Below are 15974 nucleotides of genomic sequence, written 5' to 3' on the forward strand. Positions count from 1 at the left end.
TTTTTTGACGAATTGTGGTAAAAGAAAATTATAACAGGTGTGTTATACTAGAAAGCGAGGTGTATGGTCATGAAGAAAAAAATGATGTTACAATGGTTTGAACAAGGCAGCGTCGCAATTCCAAAATTGCTTATGATGCATTATAAAAAACTAGGCTTAAATGAGATGGAATTTATGGTTGTACTCCATGTGCATACTTTTCTAGAATCGGGTAATTCTTTTCCAACTCCTTCAGAGATTGCAGAACGAATGACAATAACAGAAATGAAATGTATGGAAATCATTCAAGCGTTAATTCAAAAAGGCTTTTTAGCATTAGAAGGTAGTCAAAAATCTGAAGCTATGATGTGCGAAAGTTATTCGTTGCAACCACTTTGGGAAAAAATCTTGCATTTTTTAATGAATGAAACAATAGAAGAAGAAAAAGAAGAACAAAAGAAACTTCAAGTGAATTTATATACAATTTTTGAACGGGAATTTGGGAGACCATTATCGCCTTTTGAATGTGAAACATTAGCGATGTGGCAAGATCAGGATCAACATCATCCGAATTTAATTCAAGCAGCTCTTCGAGAATCTGTAATGAGTGGGAAACTTAATTTTCGATATATTGACCGTATTCTCTTTGAGTGGAAAAAGAATGGAATTAAGACAGTTGATCAAGCGCAAGATCAAGGGCGAAAATTTAGAGCGAATCAACAACGCTCGCAGCAAGTAACGAAACAAGAGACCAAATATACGGGGAAAGTGCCTTTTTATAATTGGTTGGAGCAGTGATATAGGAGGAAATACATGTTAAACAAGACGCAAATTCGTTATTGTTTAGATACAATGGCAGAAATGTATCCAGAAGCACATTGTGAATTAAATCATGATAATCCATTTGAACTTGTAATTGCAGTTGCATTATCTGCACAATGTACAGATGTCCTTGTAAATAAAGTAACGAAAAGTTTATTTCAAAAGTATAAGACACCTGAAGATTATTTAAATGTGTCCTTAGAAGAGTTGCAACAAGATATTCGTTCAATTGGATTGTACCGGAACAAAGCGAAAAATATTCAAAAGTTATGCCGAATGTTGCTTGAAGACTATAATGGAGAGGTACCACAGGATCGGGATGAACTAACAAAGCTACCAGGGGTTGGTAGAAAAACTGCAAATGTAGTTGTTTCTGTAGCATTTGGTATCCCAGCTATTGCTGTTGATACACATGTGGAACGTGTAAGTAAACGCTTGGCTATTTGCCGTTGGAAAGATTCCGTTCTAGAGGTAGAGAAAACATTAATGAAGAAAGTGCCAATGGAAGAGTGGGGAGTTACGCATCACCGAATGATTTTCTTTGGACGTTATCATTGCAAAGCACAGCGGCCGCAATGTGAAGAATGCCGGCTACTAGAAGTGTGTCGTGAAGGTAAGAAGCGAATGAAGGGGAAATAAAAAGATGGAACAAGTTGTACAAGTACCGGATGAGTTTCAATGTAATCCTTTTTTTGAAGGGGAGATAGATAAGATTATATATCATACAGATGAATCGTTTGTGCAATTGCTAGAAAGCCATTATTTCTTATTTGATATAGGAAAACAATATGAGCCATGGAATGAAATAGAAATGGGAATTCCAGCTGTATTAGATATATGGAAAGACAAAAAAGAGGATATATCGATATTTTTTCAGGATCGAAAGCGAAATGAAGCAAAAAGGCCAATGATTCACTTTGCAGCTCATTTATTATCGAGTTTATATTGGTTAAACGGAAAACCAGTGTCAGGGTTAAAGGATATTAAAAACAAGATTGATGAGCTACAAATAAAACCGATTAACTTTATGGAACGTTATTCATTTATTACAAAGCAACCAAATCACTATCATTCCTATATTCAATTGGCACAGTTGTATGTAGAAATAGAAAAGCTGTATGCAAAAAAAATCATACAAAAAAAGAAGTCACCATCTCGTTAGAGAAAGGTGACTTCTTTTTTGTATTATTGTGTTGGATTAACTTCTCCGCCACCTGTTGTTGGTTTATCTGGTGTATCTGGTTTATTTGGTGTATCTGGTTTATTTGGTGTATCTGGTTTATCTGGTTTATCTGGTTTATTTGGTGTATCTGGTTTATCTGGTGTATCTGGTTTATTTGGTGTATCTGGTTTATCTGGTGTATCTGGTTTATCAGCTTTTTCTTTATCGGCTTTTTCTTTATCAGCTTTTTCTTTATCGGCTTTTTCTTTATCAGCCTTGTCTTTAGCTTCTTTATCAGCCTTGTCTTTAGCTTCTTTATCAGCCTTGTCTTTAGCTTCCTTATCAGCTTTTTTCTGCTCATCTTGTTGCTTCTTAGCATCCTCTTCAGCTTTTTTCTTAGCTTCTGCACTCTCGCCAGGAACAGTAAAGGATACGCCAGCGGCATCACTTGTTCCCGTTCCTTTTTTCGCTACTACTGAGAAGCTGTAAGTTACACCTGGTTTCACTCCGCCAAGGGAAGCACTTGTGCCACTCACAGATAGGCCACCGCTAGAACCGTCGTTTGCTTTATAGCTTGCAGAGTAAGCTTCAGCGTCTGAAGGACCAGACCAGTTTAATGTAATTGTATTAGATGACGCATCATAAGATGGCGTTACACCAGTTGGTGGATCTACTTTAATCTGTTTAACAGCATCCTTTTTTGCACCTTTCACATAGAGTTCTTCATTCAAACGTTCTACAGAAGAAGGTTGTTCAAAACGAGATGTATCTGTAGCAAACTTACTCATCATTTCTTTGAATATTTGCTGTGCAATTCGGACTGAAGGTGATTTATCTGCAATATAGTTTTCTTCAGAATCTTTTTCATATCCTGTCCATACTGACATCGTATATTGCGGTGAATAACCTGCAAACCAACTATCTCTGTTAGCACTTTCTGGGATATTATATTTTTTTAATACATCTGCATCATAGTTCTGTGTTCCCGTTTTACCAGCAACATCAATTCCTGATACATAAGCAGTTGGACCTGTACCACCAGAACCTGGTTTTACAACATCGCGAAGAACATCAGTAATCATATATGCTGTGTAGTCTTTCATTGCTCGTATTTCTTTTGGTTTAAAGCTTTTCTCTTTTCCATCAGGAAAGACAACTTTTGTTACGAAATGTGGCTTGTTATAATTCCCTTCATTACCAAAAGCTGCATATGCACCAGCTACTTGTAGCGGAGAAGCATCGTTACTACCAATCGCATTGGCTTCGACTGCATTCCCATTAGGGAATGTCATTCCAAGTCCTTCGGCAAATCCTTTTGATTTGTCTAATCCAACTGCTTGTGCTGTTTTTAAAGCAGGGATGTTTAATGACTTTTTCAATGCCTCACGTAAAGAGACATCACCTTTATAGCTGTTTGTAGCATTTCGGATTTTTTTACCGTTGGAATACGTATATTCTGAGTCATTTAATTGATGGTATGTAGACCATTGCATATATTCAATAGCAGGACCATAATCAAAAATTGGTTTCATAGTCGAACCTACTTGGCGTTGCATATCAACGACCATATTATGCCCTTTAAATACAGTTTTACTTTCTTTACGGCCAGCACCAATTGCACGAACCTCACCATTTTTTGTATCCATGAATACGAAAGAACCTTGGAAACGATCGTTTGGATAGTTAATAATATCCCCATCCAGTAATTGTTCAGCGTATTCTTGTGCCTTTGTATCAATTGTCGTATAAATCTGTAATCCGTCAGATCCAATATTTACATCGGGCATTTCTTTTTCGATTTCTTTTACGACTGCGTCTAAAAAGGCTTGATAAGGCATTTCGGTTACATCTTTAGATGGAAGAAGTCCCTCTGTTACAGGGATTTTTATCGCTTCATCCATTTCTTGCTTTGAAATAAAGCCATGTCGATTCATTAACGTTAATACAACGTTACGACGTTTTGTTGCTCGATCGATATTTTCTTTCTTTGTTGGATCGTAAATATTTGGACCTTGAGGTAATCCAGCAAGCATCGCTGCTTCGTGTAATTTTAAATCTTTTAAGTCTTTGCCATAATAAGTTTTCGCTGCTGTTGCAACCCCATAAGAGCGATTGCCGAGGTTGATTTTGTTTAAGTACATTTCTAAAATTTCATGTTTGGAATATTGTTGCTCTAATTTATAAGCTAAATACCATTCCTGTACTTTACGTTTTGATGTTTTTTCCATCGTTAGAAAATAGTTTTTAATTACCTGTTGGGTAATTGTACTACCGCCTTGAGAACCAAAACCACCTGTGACATTTTCAAGGATTGCTTTTCCAGTACGCTTAACGTCGATTCCGTTATGTTGATAGAAGCGAGCATCTTCTGTCGCTAGGAATGCGCTTTCTACTACTTTCGGAACTTGATCGTAAGTAATATTCGTTCGCTTTTCGGCACCATATTCATAAAAGAAATTCTTGTCTTTATCATAAAATTTAGTTGATAGCGGATTGACAAGTTTTGCTTTATTTAGCTTTGGAGCATCTTGTACCATTACAAAAAAGGCGGAAACTCCAGCTATAAGACCAACAATGCCAAGAAGTAGGCAACCAATTAAAAATTTCTTGAAAAAGGAACCTTTTTTCTTTGGTTTCTCCGTTTGGTTTGTTTCTTGTTTTTGATGTTGTGCATGTTTTCGTTCTGTACGAGAACGATAATTTTCTGACATTATACTTTCTCCTACCTTTCATTTTTTCCCCAAAAGTCGAAAAAAGAGCCTTATTGTTGACTCTATCACGAAAAATAAGCCATGTCTAGTACACGAATATAATCAATTCGAGGGTGATAACCGCATGATAACAAGTATCCGTGCTCTTCGATTTCCTGTTTCTTAATCGATTTGCGTCCACCAGCATCTTGGCGATTCCAAAATGAAACGACATGTTTCGCATCAAGTAAATAAAACTCGTCATAAAGTGTAAATTTAATAATAACAAATGCAATTCCGTTATGAGCTATTACTTGTTCCATATGCTTAATTTGATGAAGATGGAAATTTTGTAGCGGAAAACTTGTTTTATTTTTTGTTTCTTTCGCTTCGAAGTCAATGTATTTCCCCTTGTATACACCGTTGTAGTCTGTTGTAGAAGGCTGTTTAAAATAAGCTTCTTTCACAACCGCCGCACTTCGAGCGGGGTAATCCACTTTTACAATTTGAAGAGGAGTGGGTTTTTTATGTACGCATGCAATATTATGGGTTAAATAATATTGATTTGTTTCATTTAGTTCCTCTTCCAGAGACATACCTCTATTGCTATAAGTATGTTTTTTAAATTGTGTTTTTTGAGGTTGTAACGCTTGATTATACCTTTTTCCGTTTGGATAACGAATGGTCATAGTTTGTCCACCCCAACTTACCTAGAATTACTTACAAAGGTGATTATATCAAAAAAAACAAAAAAGATGCGATTTTTTTCAAGAGAGATGTGGTGATTCCTGTATGCATATGCAGAATGAGTATGAGAAAATAAATAGAGAGCGCAGTGGACTTTCTTGTACAATAGAAGAGAAACAATTAATAGCGTATATGAAACAACAGACGGCTCTAGCAAATATAGATAATATTTCACGCACACAGGCTTATCAAGAATATTACTTGAGAAATAAAGAAATCCGGTGGTCATTTCTGGCGAGTATGGTTTCGAGAAATTCTGGGTGGAATATGACAGATTTAGCAGGGGAATATTATCCGAATATTTTATCTGAAAGAATGAGGAAGCAACTGTTCCTTACTTATGAAAGTGCAAATTGGCTTATTTTTTCAGATGCATACCCACAATTGTTGTTATACGAGTACAGCAAGAAAATGAATAAACCAATCTTTCACTTATTACAGTTTTTTAACGTATCTATTTTTATGGAGAAGGAATGGAATGATTTTTGGAATAAAAGAGATCTCACACGTCTTATTACAGCACTTATTATTAATGAACAAAATAGGATTCAAAAACCGATTATTGAACACCCATATTTTCAAAAGCACGTATTCCAAACTTTACTGTTTAAATTTCAAGAGCTCTTTCATTTTAGTGCTGTAATTTTTCCGACTACAAAAGGACAACTATATGGTTTTTCGGTTTATCAATTTGAAACATTACAAAAACGTATAGAACTCGGAAAGAAATTAGCTTGGCTATTATTTCATCCTAAATATGAAACGTTATTTTACGATTTTTCCTTGCGAACGTTTCCTACAGGATCAAGAATGGATTACGAGCGGTACTTTATAATTCCAAAAGAAAAAGATACACCGCAGTTAAGAGATGCTTTCTCAATTGTTTTACATCACCATAACGTAACGAAAGATTGGTTCCATAAAAAAATGGATATTGAGGCATTGTTTTTCTTTCAGGAACTGAAAGAAGAAGTTAATATTACAGAATGGTTTTTACAAAAACAACAACAAATACATCTTTTTTCTTCATTGAATAGCTTTTTTAAAAGGAACAATGACTTCATGATATAATAAGAAAAGTCCCGCTCTCTGACAGGGAGTCGGGACGAATGGATTACATAAATCGATTCATGTTTTTATACAGTTTCAATAAGTATGATTCCAATTGAAATGTAGGGGAAATTGAGGAAGCTAGGTAAGAGAAATAGACCCGCCGATTAAAGTTTTACTTTATGTAGCAGGAAAGTTCGGACCATCTAGCTTCGGATTTCCAGTTTCAGGTTTATTTTGCTGTGTGTTTTGTTTTTTCTTCTTCTCATTTTTATTTTTATTTTTAGCCATGGTAAACACCTCCCTTTTGTATTGTTACCACTTCTATAAAACTCATACAAACCGATTTCTTTGCCGAATATCAACTAGTTTTGTCAGTTGTGCAGGAGTGGTAAGTGACCCGTCGAAATAACATGACAAAGGAAAAGCAAAGAAGGAGGCGTTTTATAAATGGCGATGGTTCAGAAGGAAAATGTAATGAAAAAAATGGATCAAATGTTAAGTGCTCTTGATTTGCTGGAAATGAATGTTTCACTTAGAGTTAATCATTCTTTAAAAGATAAACGTGAAGATATATGTAATCGAGGAGAAATAACAGAAATGCACATTCAACATATGGAGGATAAATTATTACATCACGAAGAAAAAGGAAGTTGGCTTCAAACGTTTCAAAACGTCATAGTAAGTGCATAAGAGGGTGGAAATAAATTGGATTATGGAAAATTAATGCAGTCTTCAATAAAATTAATACAGTACAATGATGAAACGATTATAAAAAAAAGAGAAGAGAAAGAGTTTGATTTTTATCAAGATATGAAGCCTTTTGTGGATATGGTTGATCAAGAGTTAGAAGTGTGGAAAGAATTAGCTTATCAATGGATAAAACATGAAAAGCCTAAGTATATACATGTGCAACAAATTGACCAAGTGTATGAGAATTTACAAAATAATGCACTGCAATGTTTTGTAAATAAGGGAAAAGGTAAGCGGTTTTATGAAACACATCAGGCGATTTTATACACGTTGCAGAACATAATAGAACAATGTAAGTGACAAGAGGGAAAACCCTCTTGTTTTTATGATTCTACAGTTGTATGTGTGGGTTTCGCCCCATTTATTTCTAATTCACGTATTAATACTCGGTATTCTGAGATGCAGATTTTTCCTTCTAAATAGTGATGTCTAGCAAAATCAAGCAACTCATTCATATCCTCTGTAGAGTACCCCTTTTTTTGAGCGAAAGCTTGTTTTAAATCCCCTAATATCATGTTGATTCCTCCCCAATGAGAATCTTCTTCTTCATTATCATAACATGAAAAGGCTTACTTTCTTATTTTTTTAAAAATTTAAACTTCCGACAAAAATAGACATTTATAAGGTTACACATTTTATTTTATAGGTACATATTCTATATGTAGAAACTTAGTTAGAGGGGGAGAATGCATGTTTCAGCAATCTAATGTATACCAACACATCAATTCGTATACACAACCGGATTTTTATCAATATAATGAAGATCCATATTTACGCTATAATATGCACCCATTTGCACCTTATTATGGAAATCAAGCGAATTATTATCAGCCATTTGAAGTATCCTTTATGAATCAGCAACCACAGTCCTATATGAATCAGCAATCTTATGTACCACAGCAACCACAATCTTATGTACCACAGCAACCACAATCTTTTATGAATCAGCCATCAATGTTTTACCCACCGAAACAGCCTTTTCAACCATATCCAACGATGAATAAACAAAAGCAACAACAGCAGCCAAGTCAATTTTCTAGTTTCGTATCTCAATTTAAGACGTCAGATGGTAACTATGATGTGAATAAAATGATGAATACAGCAGGCCAAATGATGAATGCTATGAATCAAGTCACTGGGATTGTAAAACAAGTTGGCGGCTTTTTTGCTAAAGGATGATAGTTGCGTGTCCAAGTTATCATATTTAAATGGCTATTATATAGACAAATTTCCATTAAATAAATGGGTATATATAACAAGCGGCTTTTACCCCTTTCTCATATTGTAAAGTGTAGTCAGATTTTTTAATGAGAGAGGAGAGAAAAAAACTATGTATCATTGTCATCCTTGTTTTGGAGGGCATAAACCTGTAGGACCTATTTGCGCAACACCTCCTGTCGTTCATCCAACAAAGCAATGTGTAACGAACACTTTTTCCACAACGGTGGTACCACATATTCACCCAACTCATACAACACATGTTCATCATCAACAAGTTAAAAGTCAACATTTCTTCCCGCAAACAGTTTCAAATGTGAATGTTGTAGAACCTGTTGCACCAGGATTCGGTGGAGTTGGAGGATTCGGCGGACCTGGAGTTGGAGGATTCGGCGGACCTGGAGTTGGAGGATTCGGCGGACCTGGAGTTGGAGGATTCGGCGGACCTGGAGTTGGAGGATTCGGCGGACCTGGAGTTGGAGGATTCGGCGGACCTGGAGTTGGAGGATTCGGCGGACCTGGAGTTGGAGGATTCGGCGGACCGTGTGGCCATGGGCATCATGTATCTCCATACGGACCAGGACCAAATGTAGGACCACAAGTATCTCCATACGGACCAGGACCAAATGTAGGTGGAATGTTTAAAAAGTAAATGTTATGTTAGAACTAGCAAAATGCTAGTTCTTTTCTTTTTATTGGAGTGTTGATATGAAAGTTGTTGCGGTAACAGGATATAAACCATTTGAACTTGGGATATTTAAGGATGATCATCCAGGCGTTATTTGTATAAAAAAAGCATTGCATCGTAAGTTACTTGCTTTTATAGAAGAAGGGTTGGAATGGGTTATTATTAGTGGGCAGTTAGGAGTAGAGTTATGGGCTGCTGAAGTTGTTTTTGACTTGCAGCTAGAATATCCTAATTTAAAGCTTGCTGTGTTTACTCCTTTTTTAGAACAAGAGGAAAATTGGAAAGAGGGAAATCGGGAACTATATGAGTTTATTCTAGGGCAAGCAGATCATGTTGATAGTATTACGAAAAGAAAATATGAAAGTCCTGAGCAATTTCGATTAAAAAATCAATTTTTTATTGAAAAAAGTAATGCACTTTTGGCAGTGTATGATGAAGAAAAACCAGGAAGTCCTAAATACATAGTAGAAGCAGCAAAGAAAAAAGGCGAAATAGAAAATTATCACAGTTATTTCATTCTTTTTTCTGATTTACAAGATATAATAGAAGAGGAACAGTGGGATAATGCCGAGTAATATGTAATATAGCTCATGTATATAGGATTGACAAAAGACATTGTTTCTGAAAAAATTTAGTTAATGAAAGTTTTGGTAAAAATTTGAGGTGAAGAAAATGATTTCGGATAAAATTAAATTAACAGCGAAAGATATTTTGGAAAAAGAATTTAAAACAGGTATGAGAGGTTACCAGCAAGAAGAAGTAGATAAGTTTCTTGATATGATTATTAAGGATTATGAGGCATTTCATAAGGAACTTGAGCAATTACAGCAACAAAATGTTCGTTTAAAACGTGAATTAGAAGAGCAAAAAGTAGCGGCAGTGCAAGTACCGCAACAACCAGCTCCAACACCGGTTGCACAACCTGTATACAACAATACGAACACGGATATTTTAAAGCGTTTATCTAATCTGGAAAAAGCTGTATTTGGAAGTAAGTTATACGAGTAATCTAGGGACAGAAAAAGATTAAAGCATTTTACATATAAAAAAGCATTGCAAAATCTTTTTGTTTCCACTATACTAATGTTTGTCATAACGTTTGGGTAATCGCTGCAACGCCAACGTTGTAGAGGAAAGTCCATGCTCGCACGACCTGAGATGGTTGTAGTGTTCGTGCCTAGCCAATTCATAAGCTAGGGTATTCTGGCTGTAAGGCTGGATTAACGGCAGGGAAAAAACCTAAGTCCTTTTGGATATGGTTTGACTACCTTTAAAGTGCCACAGTGACGAAGTCCTTGAAGAAATGATAGGAGTGGAACGAGGTAAACCCCACGAGCGAGAAACCCAAATAATGGTAGGGGAATCTTTTCCAAGGAAATGAACGATGGAAAAGGACAGGTTCGAGTAACCTGTAGATAGATGATTGCCACCGGAGTACGAGGCGTGGGCCGTTTGCAGTACAAAGGAACAGAACATGGCTTACAGAACGTTATGAACCAATTATGGAATGACTCAGCTCTCCTTTGTAAGAGGAGGGCTTTTTATTTGTATGAAGTTATAACTTGTGAGTTAAAATGGTAAATAAGAAAATACTTCGTAATATTTAATAATTAATAGAAGGAAAAGCTATTAATTATTGTTTGATTATACATAAGAGGTGAATGCAAATGGGAAAAGTTACTTTAATTGCAACAGCAGCAATGGGAATTGAAGCTTTAGTTGCAAGAGAAGTTCGCGATCTTGGTTATGAATGCCAAGTAGAAAACGGAAAAGTAACGTTTGAAGCGGATGCAAAAGCGATTTGTCGCACTAATTTATGGTTACGCACTGCAGATCGTGTGAAAATTAAAGTTGGTGAATTTAAAGCAACAACATTCGATGAATTGTTTGAAAAAACAAAAGCATTGAACTGGGGAGATTACATTCCAGAAAATGGAGAGTTTCCTGTAATTGGGAAGTCTTTAAAATCAACATTATTTAGTGTTTCAGATTGTCAACGTATTGTGAAAAAGGCTGTTGTTGAGAAACTAAAGACAACATATAGACGTACAACTTGGTTTGAAGAAGATGGTCCTTTATTCCGTATCGAGATTGCGATGCTAAAAGATATTGCAACATTGACAATTGACGCGAGTGGCGTTGGTCTTCATAAACGTGGATACCGCCTTGACCAAGGGGAAGCGCCTTTGAAAGAAACATTAGCGGCATCTTTAATTAAACTTACAAATTGGAAGCCAGATCGTCCGTTTGTTGATCCGTTTTGTGGATCTGGAACAATTCCGATTGAGGCAGCTTTAATTGGTCAAAATATTGCTCCTGGTTTTAACCGTGAGTTTGCATCAGATGCATGGGGTTGGATTGGTAAAGAAAATTGGCGTGAGGCTCGTCAAGAAGTAGAAGATTTAGCGAATTATGATCAACCATTGCAAATTATTGGATCAGATATCGACCACCGTATGATAAGAGTTGCACAGGACAATGCTGATGAAGTTGGACTGGGTGACTTAATTTCATTTAAACAAATGCAAGTAAAAGATTTTACAACAAAAGAGGAATATGGCTATGTTGTAACGAATCCTCCATACGGAGAACGTTTAAGTGAAAAAGCGCTTGTTGAAAAATTATATAAAGAAATGGGAGAAGTATTCCGCCCATTAGATACGTGGTCACTGTATTTATTAACGAGCTATGAAGCGTTTGAAAAATGTTATGGAAAAGATGCATCGAAAAAGCGTAAACTATTTAACGGTTTTATTCGTACAGACTATTACCAGTACTTTGGTAAACGCCCACCTCGTAATTCATAGTATAAAACCTCTTTGACGCGCATATACTGGCTATTATGTAATGTGCAAAAGGAGGAATAAATATGGATGGTTTCCAATTGTCGATGATTCAAAAGGCCATTCATCGTACGTATGATGAGCTTGGAAAAGAAATTAATCTTCAGGGTGTAGTTGCAGATGAAATACAGAAAGCACAGGAAGAATATTTATCTGCATTATCATATGAGACATTGATTGATAAGCGTTACTTAAAGTCATTAATAGAGTGAAAAATTTTCCTTTATATAAAGGAAAATTTTTTTCGCTCATTTCTATGTATTGCAACAGGGGAAAGCAACTGCTATTTAGATATAGCAGTTGCTATATCTTTTTATAGAAAAACTTTTTGGTTGGAGGCTAAGGATGTTTACTGAGAAGAGATTACCATTTGAAGTAGGGAAACAAGATAATTTTTATGATAAGTTGAATGAGTGGATTGGAGATGTGTTTTACGATATCCTCCCAGAAAAAGGTTTTGAAGAACGCGATGAACAAATTTTTATGGCATTCCAATTAGAACGAGCGTTTCAAGAGAAGAAAGTTATGTTCGCAGAGGCGGGTGTAGGAACGGGAAAAACGATTGTGTATCTTTTATATGCAATTTGTTATGCGCGTTATACAGGAAAGCCAGCTATTATTGCTTGTGCAGACGAAACGCTAATCGAGCAGCTTGTGAAAGAAGAAGGGGACATTGCGAAATTATCAGAAGCATTAGGGTTATCTGTTGATGTACGTCTAGCGAAATCAATGGATAATTATTTATGTTTACGTAAACTTGAAGATGTAATGAGTGGACGAGCTCCAGAAGTAATTGAAGATCTATATTATGAATTACCTCAGTTTGTATTTGATCATGGAACAATGCAAAACTTTACGCATTACGGTGATCGAAAAGAGTTTCCATTATTAAATGACGAAGAATGGTCAAAGGTATCTTGGGATTATTTCCAAGACTGCTTCACATGTGATTCTCGTCACCGTTGTGGTCAAACGCTCTCTCGTGAACATTACCGTAAAGCAGCAGATTTAATTATTTGCTCTCAAGATTTCTATATGGATCATATTTGGACATATGATGCTCGTAAACGCGAAGGGCAAATGCCGCTTTTACCAGAAAGCAGTTGCGTTGTTTTTGATGAAGGACACCTTGTGGAATACGCAGCGCAAAAAGCACTGACGTATCGATTAAAGCAAACGATGATGGAGCAACTCTTAACAAGATTATTACAAAATGATATTCGAGAAGAGTTTGCTCATTTAGTAGAAGAGACAATTTGGCAAACAGAGCGTTTCTTTGATGTATTAAGAGAAAGTAAAAAAGAAATTGCTGGATCAGATCGTTTAGAAATTACAGTAACAGAAAAAGTGATTACAGAAGCGAAACGACTTTATGCCAAAATTGCTGAAGTTGGTGATGCTCTTGTATTTGAAAGTGAAATGTATACAGTAAACACTTATGATTTAAATATCGTTGATGAGCATTTAGATGTACTGGAACATTCACTTCGTCTCTTTATGCATGAGAAAAATGTAATTACATGGGGAGAAGAAGGTGATGGTGCCTTTACGTTAGTTATTATGCCACGTGCGGTAGAAGAAGTGCTACAGGAGAAAGTATTCTCGAAAAAGATTCCGTATATCTTCTCTTCTGCTACATTATCTGAAAATGATTCATTCGCATTTACAGCAAATAGTTTAGGGGTAAAAGATTATTTATCATTCTCAGTAGCTTCTCCATTTGATTATGAAGAGCAAATGAAAGTATACTTACCATCGTATAACCAGGAAAATGAATGGGAACGAAAATGTCAGTATACGCTTGAGAACATTCAAAAAACAAATGGGCGTACGCTTGTATTATTCCGCACAACACAAGAACTTGCGGCGTTCAAAGAATATGTGAATAAAGAACAAATGTCTGTTCCGTTCTTATATGAAGGAGATCAAGAGATTAGTCAGCTTGTTTCCCGCTTCCAAAATGAACAAGAGACTGTGCTTTGCGCTGTTCATTTATGGGAAGGTTTAGATATTCCGGGTTCTTCACTATCACATGTCATTATTTGGTCGCTACCATTCCCTCCAAACGATCCTGTGTTTGAAGCGAAACGTAAGCATGTTAATGATCCGTTTTGGGATGTAGATGTACCATATATGATTTTACGTCTTCGTCAAGGAATTGGACGTTTAATTCGTACGAGCGAAGATAAAGGTGCTATTTCGTTATTCTTATCAGAGAATGAAAATGAAAAGGTTATTGAGGCTGTAAAGAAAGTACTTCCAGTAGAAGGTACGGTACTATAAAGTGAAACTGTAATCAGTAGCGGTTTTCGGCACCCCTCACCAATGGAAAAAGCTTAGCGTTTGCTAAGCTTTTTCTTTCTATATGGAAAAGGACTTTATATCTTTATGTCGAAATATAGGTGAGGTAGAAAAAGGAGGCAATAAAATATGACAATCGCTACATATGAAGTAGAAAAAGAGTTTTTAGCACACGTGAAAAAGATAAATAATTATGGGGAAGCATTAAGCCTAATATTTTGGGATTTACGTACAGGAGCACCGAAACAAGGTGTGGATCAACGCTCTGAGGTAATAGGAATGCTTTCATCAGAGGTATTTTCATTATCAACTTCTGATGAGATGGAAAGATATTTAAAAGAATTAGAACAGCTAATAGTAGATAATAAAATTTCCGAAACAACAAAGAAAATTGTAGAAGAGTGCCGCAAAGCGTATGATCGAAATAAAAAAATTCCACAGGCCGAGTATGAAGAGTTTGTTAAATTGCAAGCAAAATCGGAAAGTGTTTGGGGAGAAGCACGTGAAAAATCTGATTTTGAAATGTTCCGACCATACTTAGAAAAAATTGTTGAATATAAGAAAAAATTTATTACATATTGGGGTTATGAAACTTATAAGTATAATACGCTTTTAGATATGTATGAGCCAGGTATGACAGTAGAAGTGTTAGATCATGTATTTGGACAACTACGTGAGCGTATTGTTCCACTTGTAAAAGATATTGGTGAATCAAATAAAGAATTAAAAACAAATGTCTTATTTGAACATTTTTCAAAAGAACAACAAAAGAATTTTACTTTAGAGTTACTAACGCAATTAAATTATAATTTCGAGGCTGGCCGTCTTGATGAAACGATACATCCTTTTGAAATTACATTAAATAGAGGGGATGTTCGCATTACAACTCGTTATGATGAGAATGACTTCCGCATGGCAGTTTTCGGAACAATTCATGAATGTGGACATGCTGTATATGAACAAAATATTTCAGAAGAATTAGAAGGAACACCGCTTTGCAGTGGTACATCGATGGGAATCCATGAATCGCAATCGCTATTCTTTGAAAACTTTATTGGACGTAATAAATCGTTCTGGAAGAAAAATTATGATATATTGAAACAATCTAGTGATGGGCAATTTGAAAACGTATCTGTAAATGAATTCTATGATGCGATTAATGAATCAAAACCTTCCTTTATACGTATTGAGGCAGATGAACTTACATATCCGCTTCACGTTATGGTTCGTTATGAACTGGAGAAAGAATTATTTGATGGAACATTAGAAGTAAAAGACTTGCCGGCAGCATGGAATGACAAGATGGAGAGTTATTTAGGTATCCGTCCAGAAACGGATGCACAGGGTGTGCTACAAGATGTACATTGGTCAGATGGATCTTTTGGATATTTTCCATCTTATGCACTTGGTTATATGTATGCAGCGCAATTTAAACATAAGATGTTAGAGGAAATTCCAAACTTCGATGCATTGCTAGAAGAAGGAAATGTGACACCAATTCGTGAATGGTTAACAAGAAATATTCACCAATATGGTAAAACGAAAAAACCATTACAAATATTAGAGGATATAACAGGTGAAGGGTTAAATGCAAATTATTTAGCGGATTATTTAGAAGCGAAATATAAAGAGATTTATGAGTTATAAAAAGAAAAGGAGCTGCTTTAATGCAGCTCCTTTTTATGAATTAACATTTTACTGTATATGTGCGTTGCTTAAGG

The 15974-nt window shown here is 35.8% G+C and carries 17 protein-coding genes and 1 other RNA gene; 15 read left to right on the plus strand and 3 right to left on the minus strand.

Annotated elements, in window-relative coordinates:
• Positions 1-69 precede the first annotated feature (69 nt).
• From dnaD to BPMYX0001_RS07155, 3 genes are read left to right on the plus strand one after another with little or no spacing between them, the layout of a single operon-like run.
• On the plus strand, positions 70-777 hold the full coding sequence (gene dnaD, locus BPMYX0001_RS07145; protein WP_016114116.1) for a DNA replication protein DnaD: 708 nt from the start codon (positions 70-72) through the stop codon (positions 775-777).
• A gap of 15 nt (positions 778-792) precedes the next feature.
• Entirely contained in the window at positions 793-1440 is a 648-nt protein-coding gene (gene nth, locus BPMYX0001_RS07150; protein WP_006094317.1) for an endonuclease III, read from the plus strand.
• Between the two features lie 4 nt (positions 1441-1444).
• Positions 1445-1963: a YpoC family protein gene (locus BPMYX0001_RS07155; protein ID WP_006094318.1), complete on the plus strand. Its 519-nt coding sequence runs from the start codon at positions 1445-1447 to the stop codon at positions 1961-1963.
• 23 nt (positions 1964-1986) lie between these two features.
• Here the strand turns inward: BPMYX0001_RS07155 and BPMYX0001_RS07160 are convergent, their stop codons facing one another.
• Together BPMYX0001_RS07160 and recU are read right to left on the minus strand one after the other, a co-directional pair.
• A complete protein-coding gene (locus tag BPMYX0001_RS07160; RefSeq protein WP_006094319.1) occupies positions 1987-4674 on the minus strand; it encodes a PBP1A family penicillin-binding protein in 2688 nt (895 codons plus the stop codon).
• Positions 4675-4739: 65 nt separating this feature from the next.
• Positions 4740-5342 (minus strand): Holliday junction resolvase RecU, encoded by a 603-nt coding sequence (gene recU / locus BPMYX0001_RS07165; RefSeq protein WP_003196400.1) that lies wholly within the window; start codon positions 5340-5342, stop codon positions 4740-4742.
• A 103-nt stretch (positions 5343-5445) separates the two neighbouring features.
• On the opposite strand from recU, the gene BPMYX0001_RS07170 reads away from it, so the two are divergent.
• From BPMYX0001_RS07170 to BPMYX0001_RS07180, 3 genes are all read left to right on the plus strand, one after another.
• Positions 5446-6471, plus strand: a complete 1026-nt coding sequence (locus BPMYX0001_RS07170) for a DUF2515 domain-containing protein (RefSeq protein ID WP_006094320.1) — start codon at positions 5446-5448, stop codon at positions 6469-6471.
• Positions 6472-6900: 429 nt separating this feature from the next.
• Positions 6901-7143, plus strand: a complete 243-nt coding sequence (locus tag BPMYX0001_RS07175) for a hypothetical protein (RefSeq protein WP_003206610.1) — start codon at positions 6901-6903, stop codon at positions 7141-7143.
• 33 nt (positions 7144-7176) lie between these two features.
• A complete protein-coding gene (locus BPMYX0001_RS07180; RefSeq protein ID WP_006094321.1) occupies positions 7177-7503 on the plus strand; it encodes a YppE family protein in 327 nt (108 codons plus the stop codon).
• A gap of 23 nt (positions 7504-7526) precedes the next feature.
• On the opposite strand, the gene BPMYX0001_RS07185 is transcribed toward BPMYX0001_RS07180, so the two are convergent.
• Positions 7527-7718 (minus strand): YppF family protein, encoded by a 192-nt coding sequence (locus BPMYX0001_RS07185; protein WP_006094322.1) that lies wholly within the window; start codon positions 7716-7718, stop codon positions 7527-7529.
• A gap of 175 nt (positions 7719-7893) precedes the next feature.
• On the opposite strand from BPMYX0001_RS07185, the gene BPMYX0001_RS07190 reads away from it, so the two are divergent.
• The 9 genes from BPMYX0001_RS07190 to BPMYX0001_RS07225 all read left to right on the plus strand — a co-directional run bounded on the left by BPMYX0001_RS07190 (position 7894) and on the right by BPMYX0001_RS07225 (position 15900).
• Positions 7894-8382: a YppG family protein gene (locus BPMYX0001_RS07190; protein ID WP_003204284.1), complete on the plus strand. Its 489-nt coding sequence runs from the start codon at positions 7894-7896 to the stop codon at positions 8380-8382.
• A 151-nt stretch (positions 8383-8533) separates the two neighbouring features.
• The gene (locus BPMYX0001_RS07195; RefSeq protein WP_006094323.1) at positions 8534-9073 is read left to right on the plus strand and encodes a CotD family spore coat protein; all 540 of its coding nucleotides are present in this window, start codon (positions 8534-8536) and stop codon (positions 9071-9073) included.
• A 56-nt stretch (positions 9074-9129) separates the two neighbouring features.
• A complete protein-coding gene (locus BPMYX0001_RS07200) occupies positions 9130-9684 on the plus strand; it encodes an SLOG family protein (RefSeq protein WP_003196406.1) in 555 nt (184 codons plus the stop codon).
• 97 nt (positions 9685-9781) lie between these two features.
• A complete protein-coding gene (gene gpsB, locus BPMYX0001_RS07205; RefSeq protein ID WP_016114126.1) occupies positions 9782-10117 on the plus strand; it encodes a cell division regulator GpsB in 336 nt (111 codons plus the stop codon).
• An 87-nt stretch (positions 10118-10204) separates the two neighbouring features.
• An RNA gene (rnpB, locus tag BPMYX0001_RS30405) (RNase P RNA component class B) lies at positions 10205-10596 on the plus strand.
• Positions 10597-10776: 180 nt separating this feature from the next.
• Positions 10777-11916: a THUMP domain-containing class I SAM-dependent RNA methyltransferase gene (locus tag BPMYX0001_RS07210; RefSeq protein WP_018764299.1), complete on the plus strand. Its 1140-nt coding sequence runs from the start codon at positions 10777-10779 to the stop codon at positions 11914-11916.
• Positions 11917-11978: 62 nt separating this feature from the next.
• Positions 11979-12164 (plus strand): DUF3921 domain-containing protein, encoded by a 186-nt coding sequence (locus BPMYX0001_RS07215; RefSeq protein ID WP_003196411.1) that lies wholly within the window; start codon positions 11979-11981, stop codon positions 12162-12164.
• 133 nt (positions 12165-12297) lie between these two features.
• Positions 12298-14235, plus strand: coding sequence for an ATP-dependent DNA helicase (locus tag BPMYX0001_RS07220; protein ID WP_003196413.1), 1938 nt, complete (start codon positions 12298-12300; stop codon positions 14233-14235).
• Between the two features lie 147 nt (positions 14236-14382).
• On the plus strand, positions 14383-15900 hold the full coding sequence (locus BPMYX0001_RS07225) for a carboxypeptidase M32 (protein WP_006094325.1): 1518 nt from the start codon (positions 14383-14385) through the stop codon (positions 15898-15900).
• The last annotated feature ends 74 nt before the right edge of the window (positions 15901-15974 follow it).

Origin of the sequence: Bacillus pseudomycoides DSM 12442, from assembly GCF_000161455.1 — a bacterium.
Lineage (GTDB): Bacteria > Bacillota > Bacilli > Bacillales > Bacillaceae_G > Bacillus_A > Bacillus_A pseudomycoides.